Source organism: Kineosporiaceae bacterium (genome assembly GCA_016713225.1).
Classification (GTDB): Bacteria; Actinomycetota; Actinomycetes; order Actinomycetales; family Kineosporiaceae; genus JADJPO01.
The window spans coordinates 41,684-58,088 of sequence record JADJPO010000011.1; the positions used below are offsets into that span (position 1 = coordinate 41,684).

General features: G+C 71.0%; 12 protein-coding genes. 3 read left to right on the top strand and 9 right to left on the bottom strand.

Annotation, left to right across the window (positions count from 1 at the left end; genetic code table 11):
* Positions 1 to 57: 57 nt before the first annotated feature.
* The 9 genes from IPK24_22920 to IPK24_22960 form a co-directional block, all read right to left on the bottom strand.
* A complete protein-coding gene (locus IPK24_22920; GenBank protein MBK8078318.1) occupies positions 58 to 2,418 on the bottom strand; it encodes a glycosyltransferase in 2,361 nt (786 codons plus the stop codon).
* Entirely contained in the window at positions 2,415 to 3,293 is an 879-nt protein-coding gene (locus IPK24_22925; GenBank protein ID MBK8078319.1) for a glycoside hydrolase family 16 protein, read from the bottom strand. Before IPK24_22925 ends, IPK24_22920 begins: the two co-directional genes overlap by 4 nt.
* A complete protein-coding gene (locus IPK24_22930) occupies positions 3,290 to 5,185 on the bottom strand; it encodes a hypothetical protein (protein ID MBK8078320.1) in 1,896 nt (631 codons plus the stop codon). The genes IPK24_22925 and IPK24_22930 overlap by 4 nt, the downstream gene beginning before the upstream one ends.
* Positions 5,182 to 6,453, bottom strand: coding sequence for a glycosyltransferase (locus IPK24_22935; GenBank protein MBK8078321.1), 1,272 nt, complete (start codon positions 6,451 to 6,453; stop codon positions 5,182 to 5,184). The genes IPK24_22930 and IPK24_22935 overlap by 4 nt, the downstream gene beginning before the upstream one ends.
* Positions 6,446 to 7,804 (bottom strand): hypothetical protein, encoded by a 1,359-nt coding sequence (locus tag IPK24_22940; GenBank protein MBK8078322.1) that lies wholly within the window; start codon positions 7,802 to 7,804, stop codon positions 6,446 to 6,448. Before IPK24_22940 ends, IPK24_22935 begins: the two co-directional genes overlap by 8 nt.
* The gene (locus IPK24_22945) at positions 7,797 to 8,558 is read right to left on the bottom strand and encodes a glycosyltransferase family 2 protein (GenBank protein ID MBK8078323.1); all 762 of its coding nucleotides are present in this window, start codon (positions 8,556 to 8,558) and stop codon (positions 7,797 to 7,799) included. The genes IPK24_22940 and IPK24_22945 overlap by 8 nt, the downstream gene beginning before the upstream one ends.
* Positions 8,559 to 9,383: 825 nt before the next feature.
* Positions 9,384 to 10,346, bottom strand: coding sequence for a tetratricopeptide repeat protein (locus IPK24_22950; GenBank protein ID MBK8078324.1), 963 nt, complete (start codon positions 10,344 to 10,346; stop codon positions 9,384 to 9,386).
* A 134-nt stretch (positions 10,347 to 10,480) separates the two neighbouring features.
* A complete protein-coding gene (locus tag IPK24_22955; GenBank protein ID MBK8078325.1) occupies positions 10,481 to 11,599 on the bottom strand; it encodes a hypothetical protein in 1,119 nt (372 codons plus the stop codon).
* Positions 11,596 to 12,669 carry a hypothetical protein gene (locus IPK24_22960; protein ID MBK8078326.1) on the bottom strand — a complete coding sequence of 358 codons (1,074 nt, stop codon included), beginning with the start codon at positions 12,667 to 12,669 and terminating at the stop codon, positions 11,596 to 11,598. The genes IPK24_22955 and IPK24_22960 overlap by 4 nt, the downstream gene beginning before the upstream one ends.
* Before the next feature lie 121 nt (positions 12,670 to 12,790).
* On the opposite strand from IPK24_22960, the gene IPK24_22965 reads away from it, so the two are divergent.
* The 3 genes from IPK24_22965 (at position 12,791) to IPK24_22975 (ending at position 16,374) form a co-directional block, all read left to right on the top strand.
* Positions 12,791 to 14,116 (top strand): transcriptional regulator, encoded by a 1,326-nt coding sequence (locus IPK24_22965; protein ID MBK8078327.1) that lies wholly within the window; start codon positions 12,791 to 12,793, stop codon positions 14,114 to 14,116.
* 160 nt (positions 14,117 to 14,276) lie between these two features.
* The gene (locus tag IPK24_22970) at positions 14,277 to 15,800 is read left to right on the top strand and encodes an aldehyde dehydrogenase family protein (protein MBK8078328.1); all 1,524 of its coding nucleotides are present in this window, start codon (positions 14,277 to 14,279) and stop codon (positions 15,798 to 15,800) included.
* A 133-nt stretch (positions 15,801 to 15,933) separates the two neighbouring features.
* Complete coding sequence (locus IPK24_22975) at positions 15,934 to 16,374, top strand: DUF779 domain-containing protein (GenBank protein ID MBK8078329.1); 441 nt, start codon at positions 15,934 to 15,936, stop codon at positions 16,372 to 16,374.
* Positions 16,375 to 16,405 lie beyond the last annotated feature (31 nt).

The following is a 16,405-nucleotide window of genomic DNA, read 5'->3' on the forward strand; positions in this document are numbered from 1 at the left end:
GTGTCTCCCGAGGCATCGGCGAATGCAATCAGACGGACGGTGCCGCTACAACCACTTTCAGTGAACGTCACCCATCTGCCCTGTCGATCCGATCGACGACAGCGGCCGATCGGCGGCGTGCCCTCCGGCGGCCCGGACCGCGCGGCGCGCGCGGTGATAGCCCAACGCCCCCCGGGCGGTGAGTTTCAGCTCGGTGGATCGCTGCCGGCTGTCCACCCCGGCACCGGCCGCCGTCGAACGCAAGGTGCCGAAGTGACGCAGGCCCGCGGGCAACCGCCGGGCCATCTCGACCAGGGCCGCCGGCTCGGTGGCGAGCTTGGCGAGGTAGGCGCCGAGCCCCACGCCCGAGTCGAGCCGCTGCTTGTCGAAGTCGCCCGGCTCACGCCGGTGGTGGTGCCAGACGAAGGCGTTGGGGCTGTAGCGGATCACGCCACCGCGGCGGACCGCGCGGATCATGAAGTCGCAGTCCTCGCCACCCCGCATCGGCGACCCCGCACCGAGCGTCTCGTCGAAGCCGCCGATCGCCCGGGCGACATCGACCCGGACGGCGAAGTTGAGCCCGCCGCCGAGCATGGCCGGGCTGAACGGAAAGATCGGCAGGTCGGCCGGAGGGTCGGCCAGGCTGAAGCTGCGCGGCTGCGAGCCCTTGCCCCAGGCCACCGTCATCTCCGAGAGCAGCTCGTCGCGCACGTCCAATCGAGCGGCGAAGGCCTGACCGGTCGAGACCGTCACCCTCGGATCGGCGAAGGCCGCAGCGTGCACCCGGATCCAGTTCTCGTCGACCTCGACGTCATCGTCGGTGTACAGCAGGACGTCGGCCCCCGTCTCGCGCAGCGCCCGGTTGCGGGCGACCGACAACCCCGGGCGGGGCTCGAGGATGTACCGGATCCTGCCGTCCCGAGCGGCCATGGCCTCGACGACGAGCCGGGTGGCGTCGTCCGACGGGGCGTTGTCGACCACCAGGATCGTCACCGGCGCCTCGACCCGGGCCAGGCTGTCGAGCATCCGGCGCAGTTGCTCCGGCCGGTTGCGGGTGCCGACGGTCACCGCCAGGCTCAGCCCGTCGGGAATCTGCGGCGCGCTGCGCAACGTGGCGTCCGGCTCCCAGGCGCCGCAGGCCGCCACGACCTCCGTGGCGAGAACCCGACCGTCACGAACCGGCACGATGACCGGCTGGCCGACCGCGAAACCCGTGCGCGGCAGGATCCGGGCCCAGGCGTAGCCGGGCTCGACGGCCAGCTCGGCCGGGCCGGCCTCGAGGTCGAGCTCACCGACCCAGATCGGCGGCTCGACCAGGCCCAATGCTGCCCGGGCGCCCTCGGCATCGGCCGCGGGCGGCCGCGCCGGGGCCGCTGACGAGGCGACCGGATTCGCCCCGCGACGCTCCCGCCGTGAGGCCACCCGGCCGGCCGCGGCCCCGATGCCGGCGGCTGCGACACCGACCGCGATGGCCCCGGCGCGCGCCAGCCCGGCCGCATCGCCCCGGACGGCGTCGACCACGCCGTCGCGGATCCCCGCCGGCAGCGTGCGGGTCAGGTAACTGCGCTCGTCGGCGAGCACGTCGTCCTCGCCGGACAGGTCGTCGAGCTCCACCTTGCCGCGGCCCTCGTGGTAGGACCGGTTGACGAAGTAGCCGATGCGGGTGCGCGCGGCGGGCACCTGATGACCCACCTCGGCCTCCGGCACGTACATCCAGTGCCCGCCCGGCACGACCGCCGACATCCGGATGCACAACTCGGTGTCCTCCGGCCGGGCGCGGTCCCCCACCTTGCCGAAGGTCGTCCGGAAGCCGCCGACCGCCTCGAAGGCATCGCGCCGGGCAATCATGTTGCCGCCCCACACGTTACGGATCGGCGAGGTGCTCACCGGCAGCCCCTTGAAGCTGGTGCCGATCACCCAGCCGAACTCCTCGGGGAACCAGCGCGGTGCACTGCCCTGCCACATCGGCACGACGCGACCACCGGCGCCCACCACGGTGGGGTCGACCATGACCTCGAGCAGGCGCTCGAGCCAGTGCGGCCAGGCGACGACATCGTCGTCCAGGAAAGCGATGAAGCGGGTGGTCACCAACTCGGCCGCGGAGTTCCGGGTGCCCGAGGCCCCCCGCTGGTGGCGGTTGGGCACGACCGGCACGTGGGGCCATTGCGCGCGGATCCGCCCCTCGAGCTCCGGGTTGTGATCGACGCCGATGATCAGCGAGCTCGCGCCCTGTGTGGTGACACCGGTGACCGCCGCCTCGAGGAACGGCCAGCGCTTCAGGTCGTGGCAGATGATCACGACCGTCACCTCGGACAGCTGCGGCCGACCGCTACCCGACGCACCCGACGCACCCGAGGGCGAGTTGCCCGGCACGGACGCCGTATCGGCTGTGAGAGAGGGGATCTGGGCCATCGTGGATTCTCCGCGGTCGGTGGTCACGAGTCGGTCTCCTGCCATACCGTCACGCTGTCGACGAGGAACTCGGCGGGCAGCGGTGTGGTGTCGTCGGGTCGGCCGGGTTGGGTGCCCCCGACCGCGAGGTTCATCATCAGGTGCAGGGGTTTGTCGACCGACCAGGTCTGACCGGCACTCAGCTCGGATCGGTCGATGTCGAGCAGGGTCGAGCCGTCGACCGCGACCCGCACCCGGCCCGGTTCCCAGGTGAGCGTGTAGGTGTGGAAACCGGTGGTGAGATCGAGAAGGTCCGAGGTGGCCGCGGTCCTCGACCAGCCCCGCGGCTCGTCCGAGAACCCGTGCACCGTGGCGTGCCGGCGCGGGTCGGGGCCGAAGACCTCGAGGACGTCGATCTCCCCCGCGGTCCGCCAGTCGGCCTGCTCGGCGAGGTCACCGAGCAGCCAGAAGGCCGGCCACAGCCCCTGGCCGTGTGGCGCGGCGATGCGCGCCTCGACGCGGCCGTACCGAAAGCTGAAGGTCTTCTCGGTGGTGAGCCGCGCCGAGGTGTACTCCCGCGGGATGCCGTCCGCGCCGGTGAAATCCTCACGCCGGGCGGTGATCCGCAGGTGGCCCTGCCCGTCGAGCGAGACGTTCTCGGCCCGGTCGGTGTAGGTCTGCAGCTCCTCGTTCCCCCAGCCGCCGCCGCCGAGTTGGGCGGTCCAGGGCGCCGGGGGTGGTGAACCGGCCGGGCCGTCGAACGTCGAATCGAGGACGACGCTCTCGTGCCGGGCCGGTCCGCACGCGGCGATGGCCATCAGGGTCGAGGCCAGCAGCCCCGTCCCGACCGCGGCCCGACGCAGCGGCAGACGTCGTCCGCCCGGCGCCGAAATCGCTGCGCGGGTGGTGTCCGTTCGGGTCACGTCGCCGGGCCCACGTACTTGGCGATCATTCCCTCGCCCCGGCGGTAGACCACGGTGAAGTTCGGGGACTTGGCCACCATGGTGCGGAACCGGTCGTACTCGCTACCGGGCAACAGCCCCCACATCTGGGCGTAGTTGCGCTCCGAGGGCGTGAACACCAGGTATCCGGGACGCCAGTTGAAGATGCCGAACAGCTCGTCGCTGGCCTCGAAGGCATACTCGGCCCGCCCGGTCTGCTTCATCCAGGAGGTCACGGCCGGGGCGAAGGCGCCGTCCTCGATGATGTGCCCCGGGTAGGCGCCGGTGGCCCGGGTCGGGTACGAGGGTGCCACGAGCATGGCGAAGGCATCGCCCTCGGTGTGGGTGTCGAACCAGGTGGCGACCGCCAGGTCGGCATCGGTCACGATGTTCGAGCGCTCGCTGAAGAAGTTGGCGGTCAACGTGATCGGCACGATGAGCAGCCCCGCGGCCACCTGGCGGACCAGGGTGGTGCGCAACCCTGTCGGCAGCGCCCTGATCGCGCCGGGCCACCCCGCGATGCTCGCCGACGGGTGGTGGCCGTGGCCGAGCAGGAACCGGGCCGCCAGGAAGGACAGCCAGGGCAGGGCGTACAGGTAGACCCGGAAGAGCGCCTCGGAGCCATAGGAATTGAGCCCCAGGATGAGCACCGGTCCACCTGCCAGGGCGATCACCGGCAGGTCGACCCACCCCTGAACCCACCGGGTGATCACCCCGGCGAGCGCGAGCAGGGCGACCGTGGCCATCATCGCCGGGCCGGACCACTTGGCCAGCTCCATACCCGGTAACGAGGCGACCAGGTTCGAGCCCGGGACGGCGATGTTCTCGGTGAGGTTGACGTTGAGCAGCTTGAGGTGCTCGCTCGCATAGGGCCAGGCGACCAGGCCGACCCAGGCAACCTCCATGACGACCGGGACGACGAGCATCCAGATCGGCCGGAACCGCACCGTCGCGGCGAGCACGGCCAGCTGCAACAGCGCGGCCGGCGGGCTGAGCTGGTGGGTCATCGTCAGCAGCGCGAACGCGGCGAGGGCGATGGCGCGGTCGATCGAGGGGCGAGAGCCGCTCGCGGGCAGGCAGGGGGACGCGCCGACGCGGTCGAGCACCCACTGGACGCCGCGGCGGGGCGTCACCCGGTGATTCCCGAGCAGGCGCAGGATCGCCCCGAAGAACACCATCATCATCACGGTGGCGAAGGCCTGGGGTGCGTAGTAGCCCTGCCCGATCCAGTTGACCAGCGTGTAGACGGCCACCGACGTCCATCGCACCCGCCGGTCGGTGGTCAAGCCGCCCAGGGCGTAGTGGAGCGCCAGGCCGATCACCAGGCCGAAGAACACCTCCGACCAGCGGGCCGCCGTCAGCGGCGAGATCCCGGTGGCCTCGGTGAACCCGGCAGCGAGCACGAAGAACCCGGGCCAGTTGTGATAGACGTCCACGCTGCGATCGAGGGAGTGATGGCGCAGCAGGTACTCGACCATGCCGATGTGCTTGTACATCCAGGTGTACCGCGGCTCGGGATAGAGCACCGACGTGGTGCCGTAGAGCACGAGGACGACCACGGTGTGCAGCGCGGCGAGCCCGTAGCGGGAGGCGCGGCCGCTCGCGGCGATCACGAGGTAGCCGACGAAGCCGAGGGTCGCCGCGACGAACCAGGTGAGCGGGGCGGCGTTCAGCAGCCCGAACCCGGACATCGCCGCCAGGTCGAAGTGGCCCAGCGAGAACAGCCAGAGCACCAGGCAGAGGCCGGAGACCGCCCACACCGCCCAGTCGGGAAAGGTGCGCCGCGCGCGCTGCCACCGGGTCGTCCCGGTGAGCTGCGGCACCCGGGGCAACGGAACGCTCTGCCGTGTCCGGGGCTCGTACACCGCCGTCACCGAAGCCTGCCCGTCCGGCGCAGACCGTCGAGGTGCTCACGGGCGAGCTCGATCGGGCCGCGCACCATGCCGCGCCGTTCGAGCCGGGTGAACTCCGGCGGCAACCCGTGGCCGTCGACGGCGGTCTTCATCGCCCGGCGCAGCATCCACGCCCCACGGGGCACGCGGCGCGCGAACGAGACCGCCCAGCGCGGGGTGAGCGCCAGCTTGGTGGCGAAGGCGCCGTAGCCGATGCCGTAGCCGAGCACCTGGTCGCGGTAGGCCGCCTCGTCCGGGCGGTGGATGTGCCAGACCATGGCCGACGGCTCGTACCGAATGCCGATCCCGGCCCAGATCAGGCGGAAGAAGTAGTCGAGGTCCTCGCCGCCCTTGGTTCGTCGACCCGCGCCGAGGCGCTCGTCGAACGGGCCGACCTGGCGGTAGGCGGACTGGGTGATCGCGAAGTTCGCGCCGGTGCCGAAGATGCCCGGGCTGAACGGGTAGAGCGGGCCACGGTGGGTGTCGTGACGCAGGAACAGCTGCGGTTCGAGCTGCCCGGACCAGTCGACCCGCCGCTCGAAGAAGTGCTGCACCGACGACTCCAGCTGGCCCGTGGGCACCGAACCGGTCAGGCAGCCGGCGTCCCCGTGACGAGCGGCGCGGGACAGCCCGACGAGCCAGTCGGGGTCGGCGACCACGTCGTCGTCGGTGAAGGCGACCAGTTCGTGTGAGGCGTGGGCCATGCCGACGTTGCGCGCGACCGACAGCCCGGGACGCGGTTCGAGCACATAGCGGATCCGGGCGTCGTCCAGCGAGTCGACGACGTCACGCGTCGCGGAGGTGCGCGGCGCGTTGTCGACCACGACGAGCTCGGTCTGCGCGCCGGCCTGGTCGAGGATGCTGGTCAGGCTGCGGCGCAGCAGCTCGGCGCGGTCACGGGTGCAGACCACGACGCTCATCGGGTCGGGTTCCGTCGGCACCGTCGGCACCGCCGGCACCGTCGGCACCGCCGGCCCCGTCGGCGCCGATCCGGTGGCCGACAGCGCGAGCAGGTCGACCTGCTCGGCAAGGGCGACCGGATCCCAGGCACCGGCCTCGGCCGCGACCTCGACGAACCCCAGCGGACGCCCGTCCCGGCGGACCATGACCCGCAGCCGTCGGTGACGGGCAGCGATCGGCGTCACCGGGAAGCGGACGAGGGTGGGGTCCTCGACGTCCAGCACCCCCACCGCGGTCGGGGGGGCGTCCGGAACGTGGCTCGGGCGCAGGGCGGAGCTGACCTCAGACATGCTTCTCCACAACGAGCTGGCGGCGCCACAACCGCACCACCAGCGGTGTCATCGTCAGGGCGGCCACGGCGTGCACGCCCACCCAGCACAGGGCGACCGCGGCCGCACCGCCGCGTTGACCCGCGAACCAGCCGAGCGCCATCATCGGCACCCCGACCAGGAGCTGGAAGAACAGGATCAGGTCGGTGCGGCCCCAGATCCGGCACAACGCCTCGTACATGGCGAGCACCGAGCGGAACAGCGAACCGATCACCAGCACCCGCAGGATGCCGATGCTGGCCGCGCCGCCGCCGACACCGAAGGGCATCAGCAGCAACGGGGCGGCGACGATACAGACCGCGGCGGCGCCACCGACGATCAGGGCGACCTGGCGGGCCGCGGTGCGGGTGAGCGAGACCAGGTGGGCCTCGTGCCGCGCGGCCCCGGCGGTCAGCGCGAACACCCCGGACAGGGCCAGGGTGTCGATCGCCATCGTCGCGCTGAACGGGACGACGAACGAGGCCGACCCGGCGACGCCGGCGGTGATCAGGACCACCATCGGCACGAACTGCGCGTAGGCCTGACCCACGACCGAGGCCAGGTAGTCCTGACCGAGCATCGAGGCCATGGCCCGGCGTCCCTTGCCGGCCAGGAACAGGCTCGGCGCATCGGCCGGGCTCGCCCGACGGACGACGCCGATGGCGATCGCGCCGAACGGGATGACGATGGCGGCCGTCCCGACGAGCCAGGAGGCGAAGATGCCCCAGCCGCCGACGGTCCCCACGAGCAGGTACGCCAACACGATCTTCACGACGCTGAAGCCGATGTTCTTGACCGGCACCCAGCGCGCACGCTGCAGCGCCACGAAGATCGAGTCCAGCGCGACCGAGATGCTCCACAGGGCGGCGCCGAGGGTGAACGCCAGCTCGACGAGCCCGTTGCGCCCGGCTGCCTCCAGCCCGGACACCTGGTCACGGAACAGGGCCAGGGCGAGCGCGGCCACGACCAGGCTGGCCACCACGGTGGCCGCCACGGCACCCGCGAGCACCCGTCCCCGCCGGCGGGTGATCGCGGGCAGCAGCCGCAGCAAGGCGAGCGGCAGGTTGAGCTGGCCCAGCGCCGACACCCCGAGCATGGCCGTGATGACGGCACCGTCCCGGCCGAACTGCTCCTGGGTGTACCGGTTACCGGCGACCACCCAGTACAGCATTCCGAGCACCGCACTGGCCCCGCTGCTGACCATGAGCCACAACGCATCTCGGCGCAGCCGATGACCGTGACCCATGCCGACCGGAGCAGGGTCGGCCACGGCGGGCTCGCCCGTGACGAGCGGTACCGGATCGGCGGTCAGCACCCATCCGGCCTCAGCCAAGGACTCGGTCCCCCGAGGCGACCTCGAGCGACGTCAGGGCAGCGGTCCGGGCGCGACGGCGGGCGATCATCCGCTCGTGGATGATCGTCTTGAGGACGCGGATACCGTCGCTGACCGCGTTGAGGTTGCTGACCCCGTGGATCCGCTCGAGCTCGACGCTGCCCACCTCGGCGATCTGGGCGCCGGCCGAGGCCACGCGCACGTTGATCAGCGTCTCGATCTCGAAGCCATCGCCCCAGATCATGTCGGTCCCACCGAGACCCTCCTGCTCGACCGGCGGCAGCTGCAGCGTCGGCAGCAGCGAAGCCCAGAAGGCGTTGTAGCCGTAGCAGAGGTCGGTGTAGCGGGTACCGAAGAGCACGTTCACCAAGCCGTTGAGGCCGAAGTTGCCCCACTTGCGCAGGTGCGTGATGTCGTGGCTCGAACCGCCCTTGGCGAAACGGGTGCCCTTGGCGAAGTCGGCCCCCGCCACCAGAGCCGCGACGTAGTCGGGGATCTCGGCCGGGTCGGCCGAGCCGTCGGCGTCGAGCATCACGACGACGTCGCCGGTGACGACCTCGAAGCCACAGGCGAGCGCATTGCCCTTGCCCTTGCGGGTCTGGTGGACGACCTTGATCCCCGGCAGGCACTGCTGTGCCACCGCGATGGTGTCGTCGTCCGAGTGGCCGTCGACGAGGATGACCTCGTGCACGTCGGCAGGAATGAGCGGCAGAACGTGAGGCAGATTCTTTGCCTCATTTCTCGCCGGGACCACGACAGAGATTCGTGGCGATTTCCCGGAGTGGTTGCGGGACGTCGAGGTTGGAGCTTCCCCGGACGATTCGACGCGGCCGAGAGCGGCACTCACCTGCAATGTTTCTCCTTGAACGGGCGCATGTTTGGCCCAACATTGGGCTGCGTGAATTGCGCCTTGAGTGACCCCGAGTCAGGCGAAATTCAAGCATGGTGCCCGCGACGCCAGACGGCATTCAGGGCAAGCGTTCCGCCGGTCGAGGACAAGGTTGTCACGGCAGGATGCAAGTGTGGTCACTTTCCGCAGATCAGACATAACGGATCGTGCACCGTTACCTAACGAGCCGTCAAAGATCGTTCCGGCAACGTTAAGTCTTCCTCAAGCCGTGCGGGCCTGTGACGCTTGCTACATCAACTACTCGACGCCGAGCTAATGGGACATCTACACAGCGTGAGCAAATCGGTCACAGACCGCCACTCCGGTCAAGCTGGTCACACTTCGGTGACCGCACCGAGGGGGCTTTCGTCCCCACCACGTTTGCGCTCGGTGATGTCGTCGTCGAGGCACGCGGCATGGCAGAGTAGACGGATGATCCGGGGTGACGCACATGAGCTCTGACCAGCACAGCGAGGGCTCCGCGCCGTGTGTCTGCGGGCACCGGGCCAGCGCCCACGAGCACTTCCGAGCGGGCACCGAGTGCTCCCTCTGCCCGGGCACCGAATGTGCCAGGTTCCGCCCGGTGAGCCGACGAGGCCTCCTGGCCCGCCTGGTCGACGGCGTGTTACGCCGCCGGCCCTGATCCAACCCCTCTGATCACACCCTCTGATCAGATCTGATCAGATCTGATCAGAACAGGGCGTTCGCCAAGGCCAACCGAGCGGCGCCCACGCGCGGGTCGTCGACCCCCACGACCTCGAACAACTCGATCAGGCGCACCCTGACCCGTTCGCGCTCCGAGCCAGCGGTGATCCGCACGGTGTCCACGAGCCGAACGAAGGCATCCTCGATGTGGCCACCGAGGACGTCCAGGTCGGCCACCAGCATCTGGGCATCGGCATCGGCCGGAGCCGATGCGGCCGCCGCGCGCGCGGTGGGCAGATCGGCGCCCTGGGTCCGCTGCAGCAACTTGACCTGAGCCAGCCCGAGCCGCGCCATCTCGTCGGCAGGGTTCTCGGCCAGGGCGGCCTCGTAGGCCGTCACCGCGCCGTCCAGATCGCCGGCGTCGATCGCGTCGTAAGCGGCCTGGTGGTGCGGCGGCAACGACTCCTCGACCTCCTCGACCTCCTCGGTCCCCTCCTCGACCGCCGGGCCGAGACGACCGCTCACCCCGTTGGCCGCAGCCACCCGCAACAGCTCGGTGATCACCTCGCGCACCTGGGACTCGGGCTGAGCCCCCTGGAACAGCGGGATCGGCTGACCCTTGATCACGGCATAGACCGAGGGAATCGACTGCACCCGAAACGCCTGCGAGAGTTGCGGATTGGCATCCACGTCGACGGTGGCCAGCAGGAAGGCGCCATCGAACTCGGCCGCCAGCTTCTCGAGTACGGGCGAGAGCTGCTTGCACGGGCCGCACCAGGTGGCCCAGAAGTCCAGGACCACCGGAACGGTCTGGGACTGCTCGACCACGTCGGCGGTGAAGCTGGTGTCGGTGACCGCGATCACCGAGGAGCCCGAGGCCGGCGAGGCGCCCGAGGCCGTGTCACCCGCCGCGGCGGTCGGGGCCGAACGAGCGGCCAGGGCGGACAGGTCGACAGCGCCACGAAGATCGAGTGCCGGGCGCGGTGCCCGGCCGGACTGAGTGCTCATCGGTCGTGCGTACCTTCCGTGGTGGATCGCGGACAGCAAGGGCCGGCTGAGTCAAGACTAACGAGTGCACGCCGCCACGGCTGACCAGGACCGGGACGAGAATCGGGGGATCGGGATCGGGATCGGGACCAGGATCAGGACCCGGTTGCACTCACGTCTCCCTTCACCGCAGCAATCAGTCGCACGGTGGCCCTGGCACCCGTGCCGCCGGCTCGGGGCACGGTGAACGCCAATACCTCCACGCCCTCACGTCGCAGCGTCCTGGTGAACTGCGATCGACCGGCGAGTGCCGCCAGCTCGGCGTCGGGGCGCACCACGCCACCACCGGCCTCGACCGTCACCGCATAGGTGTGGGCGATCTCGACGAACACCAGTGCACCACCGTCCGCGGTGCGCACGGCCCGGGTCGAGCCGGCGACCGGTCGGTGGGTCGAGGTGATCGTGGCCACCGCGCTGGAGACGATCTTCTTGCGGTCGGCGGCCAACCGCTCACCGAGCTGGGTGCGGAACACGTCGGGCGCGAAGGCCGCGACGAACTCGCTGGCCGCACCGCGATTGAGGACGTCGGCGTACCGCAACGCCACGTTCACCGGGCTCATCGCCAACCCCTGGGCATCGACCGGCAGCACCTCGGCACCCGGTTCACCGGGGGTGGTCTGCGGCAGGGTCGCACCCGGCAGCAGGGCGAGCTCGGCCCAGACCCCGTACGGCTCGCGGGCCGACGGGCTGACCATCAGGCGCACCACCGGGGTCGGGCGACCCGCGGCGGTACCGGCGGTGACGAACCACCGCGGCCAGGGTCCGGCCTCGGGCACCACCACCCGGGACGCCGCGAGCCGGGTCGGTGTGGGCGTCGCCGTCCTGCGCCCGGCGGCGACCTTCAGCTCAGCGGCCAGCAGGGAACGCGCCGGACCCACCAACCGGCCACCCACGCTGGTCGCATCGCCCTTCTGGACGGCGGCGGCCAGCGCGGCGTCCGCGATCTCGTCGATCCGCACCACCTGCGCCTCCAGCAGCGCCGGGTGGCCCCAGCCGACCGACGCGGCCCCGACCGACGCTGCCCCGACCGACGAAGCGCCGACCGACGAGGCGCCGGAGGCTGACGGCCCCGCTGACACTGCGGACGCCCGAGACCCTTGGGCAGAGGTGGACCGCTGCGCAGGTCCGGCGCCCGAGCACCCCGCCACGCCGGCGATCAGAACGCCGGTGACCAGCGCTCGCGTGATCGAGCGCGGTCGCCGTCCCGCGATCACGATGGGCTCCGGCGGAAGGGCAGCACCGGAGGCTCGTCGTCCGGCTCGTCGTCAGATTCGTCGTCGGCCTGTGCAGCGGGTTGGACGCTTGGTTGGACGCTGCGTTGGACGCCGGGTTGGACGCCGGTCTGTGCGGTGCCCGGCGCCGACGGGGTGACCGGTCTCGCGGCCGGCTCCGGTGAGACGTAGGGCGGCGCCTGGCTCACCCCGGCGGGCATACCTCGCATCGGGATCATCGTGGTCTGGTCCGGATCGCCCGGATCCTGGCGCACCGGGCGATCACCCGGGGTCGGCACCGCCTGACCGGGATGCGACGCCTGCGCGGGGGGCGCCGACCGTGCCCGTACCCGGGCCGAGGTCGACGACATGGCCGCCGGAATCGCAGAGCGTCCCAGGAGGCGCAGCACCACCAGAGCGATGAGACCGAGGCCGCCCAGCACCAGACCGCTGATCCACCACCCGCCGCCCCGGGCCGCCGCGTTGCCCGACCACGACAGGTCCACGGTCAGCGGAGCAGGCGCCGCCCCGGGGCTCGCCACCGCCGCGGCGACGATGCGCCACGTCCCGGCGGTCGAGGGCCAGGCGAGCGAGGCCTCACCGGGCGTGGCGGCGAAGCTCACCCAGACGTCCGACAGCCGGGGGTCACTCAGCGCAGCCGTGCCCGCGTGGCGCGTGGTCGCATCGTCGTCCGGCCCGGTCTGTTCGAGCCACCCCGACGAATCCAGGTAGGCGCGCGCGTCGTCGTCCCGGGCCACCCCGACGAACACCGTGGTCGCCCCCGCGTCGGCGTGCGCCTGCACCGAGACTGCCGAGCCCGGGCTGAGCCGGCCGGGCAGCACCGACACCGCCGTCCGCGCCTCGAGCCGCACCGTGCGCGTCGCCTCGTCCGAGGCCGACCAGCGCAGCCCCAGACCGACCATGGCCAAGACGACGCCCAGCAGGACGGCGGCGATCGCGAGCTGCGTCGGGCCGAGCAGCCGGAGCAGCGCGAGCGGCGCCGTCGCCACGCCGCGTACCCGCCCGGCCACCCCCGTGGGGGAGCTCGCGGCGGCAGCTCGCCGTCCACTCATCGTTGCTCGAACCCGCCCTCCAGCACGGCCTGGACCTTACCCGGCACGGCGGGGGGCATCCCTCAGCGCGCCGGGCGCCGTACCCTCGACAGTGACGGATGGCGCCGGTCACCGTGGACTGGTGGCCCGGCACGGCTGGAGTGAACAGGTGAGCGCAGCGGGGACGTTCGGCGGCGGGCAGTGGCTCGCCTGGCCGGCCGGCACCGACCCTGACCTGCTCGCGCGCGCCCACGCGCTCGCGCGCGAGGGATTCCTGTCCTCCGGTGACCTGTCCGGAACCCTGCGCTCGATGGTCGCCGAGTCCTGGGCGCGCTGCGTGCACCTGGATCCCGACGGCCCGCCACCCCCGGTCGAGCTGACCGACGACGAACTGGCCGGCTACCGCGCCACGCACCCGCTGGACGCCGTGATGCCGGCGATCCGCAAGCTGCTGGTCGAGGACGCCGCCCAGGCCGGCCTGCTGGTCGCGGTCAGCGACGTGCACGGCCGGTTGTTGTGGGTCGAGGGATCGGCCGACCTGCGCCGGCGCGCCGAGAGCATGCACTTCGTCGAGGGCGCGCTGTGGAGCGAGGCCGCAGCCGGCACCAATGCCCCCGGTACCTCGCTCGTGCTCGACCAGCCGGTGCAGATCTACGGTGCCGAGCACCTGATGTCACCGGTGACCGGATGGAGCTGCACCGCCGCTCCCCTGCACGGCCCGGACGGCGCCCTGATCGGCTCGCTCGACATCACCGGCACCCAGGAGGCGGCCGCGCCACACACCCTGCGGCTGGTCAAGGTCGCCGCCGCCGCGGTGGAGGCCGAGCTGCGGTTGCTGCAGCACGCCGTCCCCCGATTCGAGGTCGGGGCGACGCTTCGGGTGCTGGGCGTCAGCCATGCCGAGCTGCGGCTGCCCTACCGCTCACCCCAGTTGATTCGGCCACGCCACGGCGAGCTGCTCCTGGTGCTGTCCGAGAGCCCGGGCGGGCTGAGCGGTGGCCAGCTCGAGCTGGCCCTGCACGATGACGTCGCGGCACAGGTGACGGTGCGGGCCGAACTGTCACGATTGCGGGCCATGTTGGCCGGGTTGGGCGGACCGGACGTGCCGACGATCCACGCCAAGCCGTACCGGATCTCGCCCGGGTTGGTGACCGATGCCGCTCAGGTGCGAGACGCGCTGGCGCGCCGCGACGTCCGAAGCGCCCTGGCTCGCTACGCCGGGCCGATCCTGCCGCTCTCGCAAGCCCCGGCCGTGGTGCACCTGCGTGAGCAGCTGGACGCCGACGTCCGTCAGGCCGTGCTCACCTCGGGGGACGCGAACCTGGTGTGGGAGTACACGGTTCGCCCCGAGCAGGCCTACGACCTGGACGCCTGGCAGGCCTGCCGCACGCTGACCGAGCCCGGCACGCCCCGGCACGCTGCGGCGTCCGACAAGGTCCGCCGACTGGACGCCGAACTCGGCTCCTGACCCCGGACGGTCACCGTCGTGACCACCCGGGCAACGTTGCGGCAACGTGGCGATACCTAGTGTTCCGGATCACATCCACCAGAGCACGACAGCAGGCTCACGCAGCCCGATCGCGAAGCCTCCCCACGCATCCGGAACCTTTCACAACGAGGTGAGCACAATGACCGTGTACCCCACCCCGGGTCAGCCCGGCAGCCCGGCGACCTACCCCTCCCGCTACGACAACTGGATCGGCGGCAAGCGGGTCGCGCCCGTCAAGGGCCAGTACTTCGAGAACGTCTCGCCGGTCAACGGCAAGGTCTTCTGCGAGATCGCCCGTTCCACGTCCGAGGACATCGAACTCGCCCTGGATGCCGCCCACGCTGCCGCTCCGGCCTGGGGTCGCACCTCTGCCACCGAGCGTTCCAACACGCTGCTGCGGATCGCCGACCGCATGGAGCAGAACCTCGAGGCCATCGCCGTGGCCGAGACCTGGGACAACGGCAAGCCCGTCCGCGAGACCCTGGCCGCCGACATCCCGCTGGCCATCGACCACTTCCGGTACTTCGCCGGTGCCCTGCGCGCGCAGGAGGGCACCATCTCCCAGATCGACGACGACACCGTGGCGTATCACTTCCACGAGCCGCTCGGCGTGGTGGGTCAGATCATCCCGTGGAACTTCCCGATCCTGATGGCGGTGTGGAAGCTCGCCCCCGCGCTGGCCGGCGGCAACGCCGTGGTGCTCAAGCCCGCCGAGCAGACGCCCGCCTCCATCATGTTCCTGGTCGACCTGATCGGCGACCTGTTGCCGGACGGCGTTCTCAACGTGGTCAACGGCTTCGGTGTCGAGGCCGGCAAGCCGCTGGCGTCCTCGCCCAGGATCCGCAAGATCGCCTTCACCGGTGAGACCACCACCGGTCGGCTGATCATGCAGTACGCCTCCCAGAACCTCATCCCGGTCACGCTCGAGCTGGGCGGCAAGAGCCCCAACATCTTCTTCGACGACATCGCCCGTGAGCGGGACGACTTCTACGACAAGGCGCTCGAGGGCTTCACGATGTTCGCCCTCAACCAGGGTGAGGTGTGCACCTGCCCCTCGCGCGCACTGATCCAGAGCACGATCTACGACCAGTTCATCGGCGACGCGATCGAGCGGACCCGAGCGGTCACGCAGGGAAACCCGCTCGACACCACGACGATGATCGGCGCCCAGGCGAGCAACGACCAGCTCGAGAAGATCCTCGCCTACATCGAGATCGGCAAGGCCGAGGGCGCGAAGCTGCTCACCGGCGGGGAGCGCAACCACCTGGGCGGCGACCTCGAGGGCGGCTACTACGTCACCCCGACCGTGTTCCAGGGCGACAACTCGATGCGGATCTTCCAGGAGGAGATCTTCGGCCCGGTCGTCTCGGTCACCCGGTTCGACACCTTCGACGACGCGATGAAGATCGCCAACGACACCCTGTACGGCCTGGGTGCCGGTGTCTGGTCGCGGGACGCCAACACCCTGTTCCGCGCCGGTCGCACGATCGAGGCGGGCCGGGTCTGGACGAACTGCTACCACGCCTACCCGGCGCACGCTGCCTTCGGGGGGTACAAGGGCTCGGGCATCGGCCGCGAGACCCACCACATGATGCTCGAGCACTACCAGCAGACCAAGAACCTCCTGGTCAGCTACTCGCCCAACAAGCTCGGCTTCTTCTGATCGATCCGGGTCGGCAACGACCCGTACCGCGGGACTGTGCCTGCTCCCCCTCGGGAGCAGTGCACGGTCCCGCGGGGAGCAACCGAGTCAGCCCACCGACCGACAGGGTCGCCGCGCGAGCCGAGGGAACCTGATGCCAGACCAGACAAGCGAGTCCACCGAGCCTCGACGGGTCGATCTCACCGACGCTGCGGCGGCCCTGCTCCGCACGCTGTACGCCGATCACGGCCCGCTGATGTTCCACCAGTCGGGCGGGTGCTGCGACGGCAGCGCCCCGATGTGTTACCCGGTGGGCGAGTTCATCGTCGCCGAGGTCGACGTGCACCTGGGTGACCTGGTCGTCGGGGAGGGTGTGCCCGACGTGCCGGTCTACATGTCCCGCGGCCAGTTCGAGCTGTGGTCGCACACCGGCCTCACCATCGACGTGGTGCCCGGGCGGGGTGGCGGGTTCTCCCTGGAGGCCCCCACCGGCAACCGTTTCCTGATCCGTTCCCACCTCTTGGACGGCGCCCAGGGGCCGATCCGGGACGGCTCACCGACTGCTCATGACTGCGCGATCCCCACCGACAGGTAGAGGCGAGAAGCGGCTCCACCACGGAAGGTCG

Bases quoted from the DNA above. Each gene is read 5' to 3' on its own strand.
- IPK24_22935 (MBK8078321.1), bottom strand. From the start codon at position 6,453: ATGTCTGAGGTCAGCTCCGCCCTGCGCCCGAGCCACGTTCCGGACGCC.
- IPK24_22950 (MBK8078324.1), bottom strand. From the start codon at position 10,346: ATGAGCACTCAGTCCGGCCGGGCACCGCGCCCGGCACTCGATCTTCGT.
- IPK24_22960 (MBK8078326.1), bottom strand. From the start codon at position 12,669: ATGAGTGGACGGCGAGCTGCCGCCGCGAGCTCCCCCACGGGGGTGGCC.
- IPK24_22970 (MBK8078328.1), top strand. From the start codon at position 14,277: ATGACCGTGTACCCCACCCCGGGTCAGCCCGGCAGCCCGGCGACCTAC.
- IPK24_22975 (MBK8078329.1), top strand. From the start codon at position 15,934: ATGCCAGACCAGACAAGCGAGTCCACCGAGCCTCGACGGGTCGATCTC.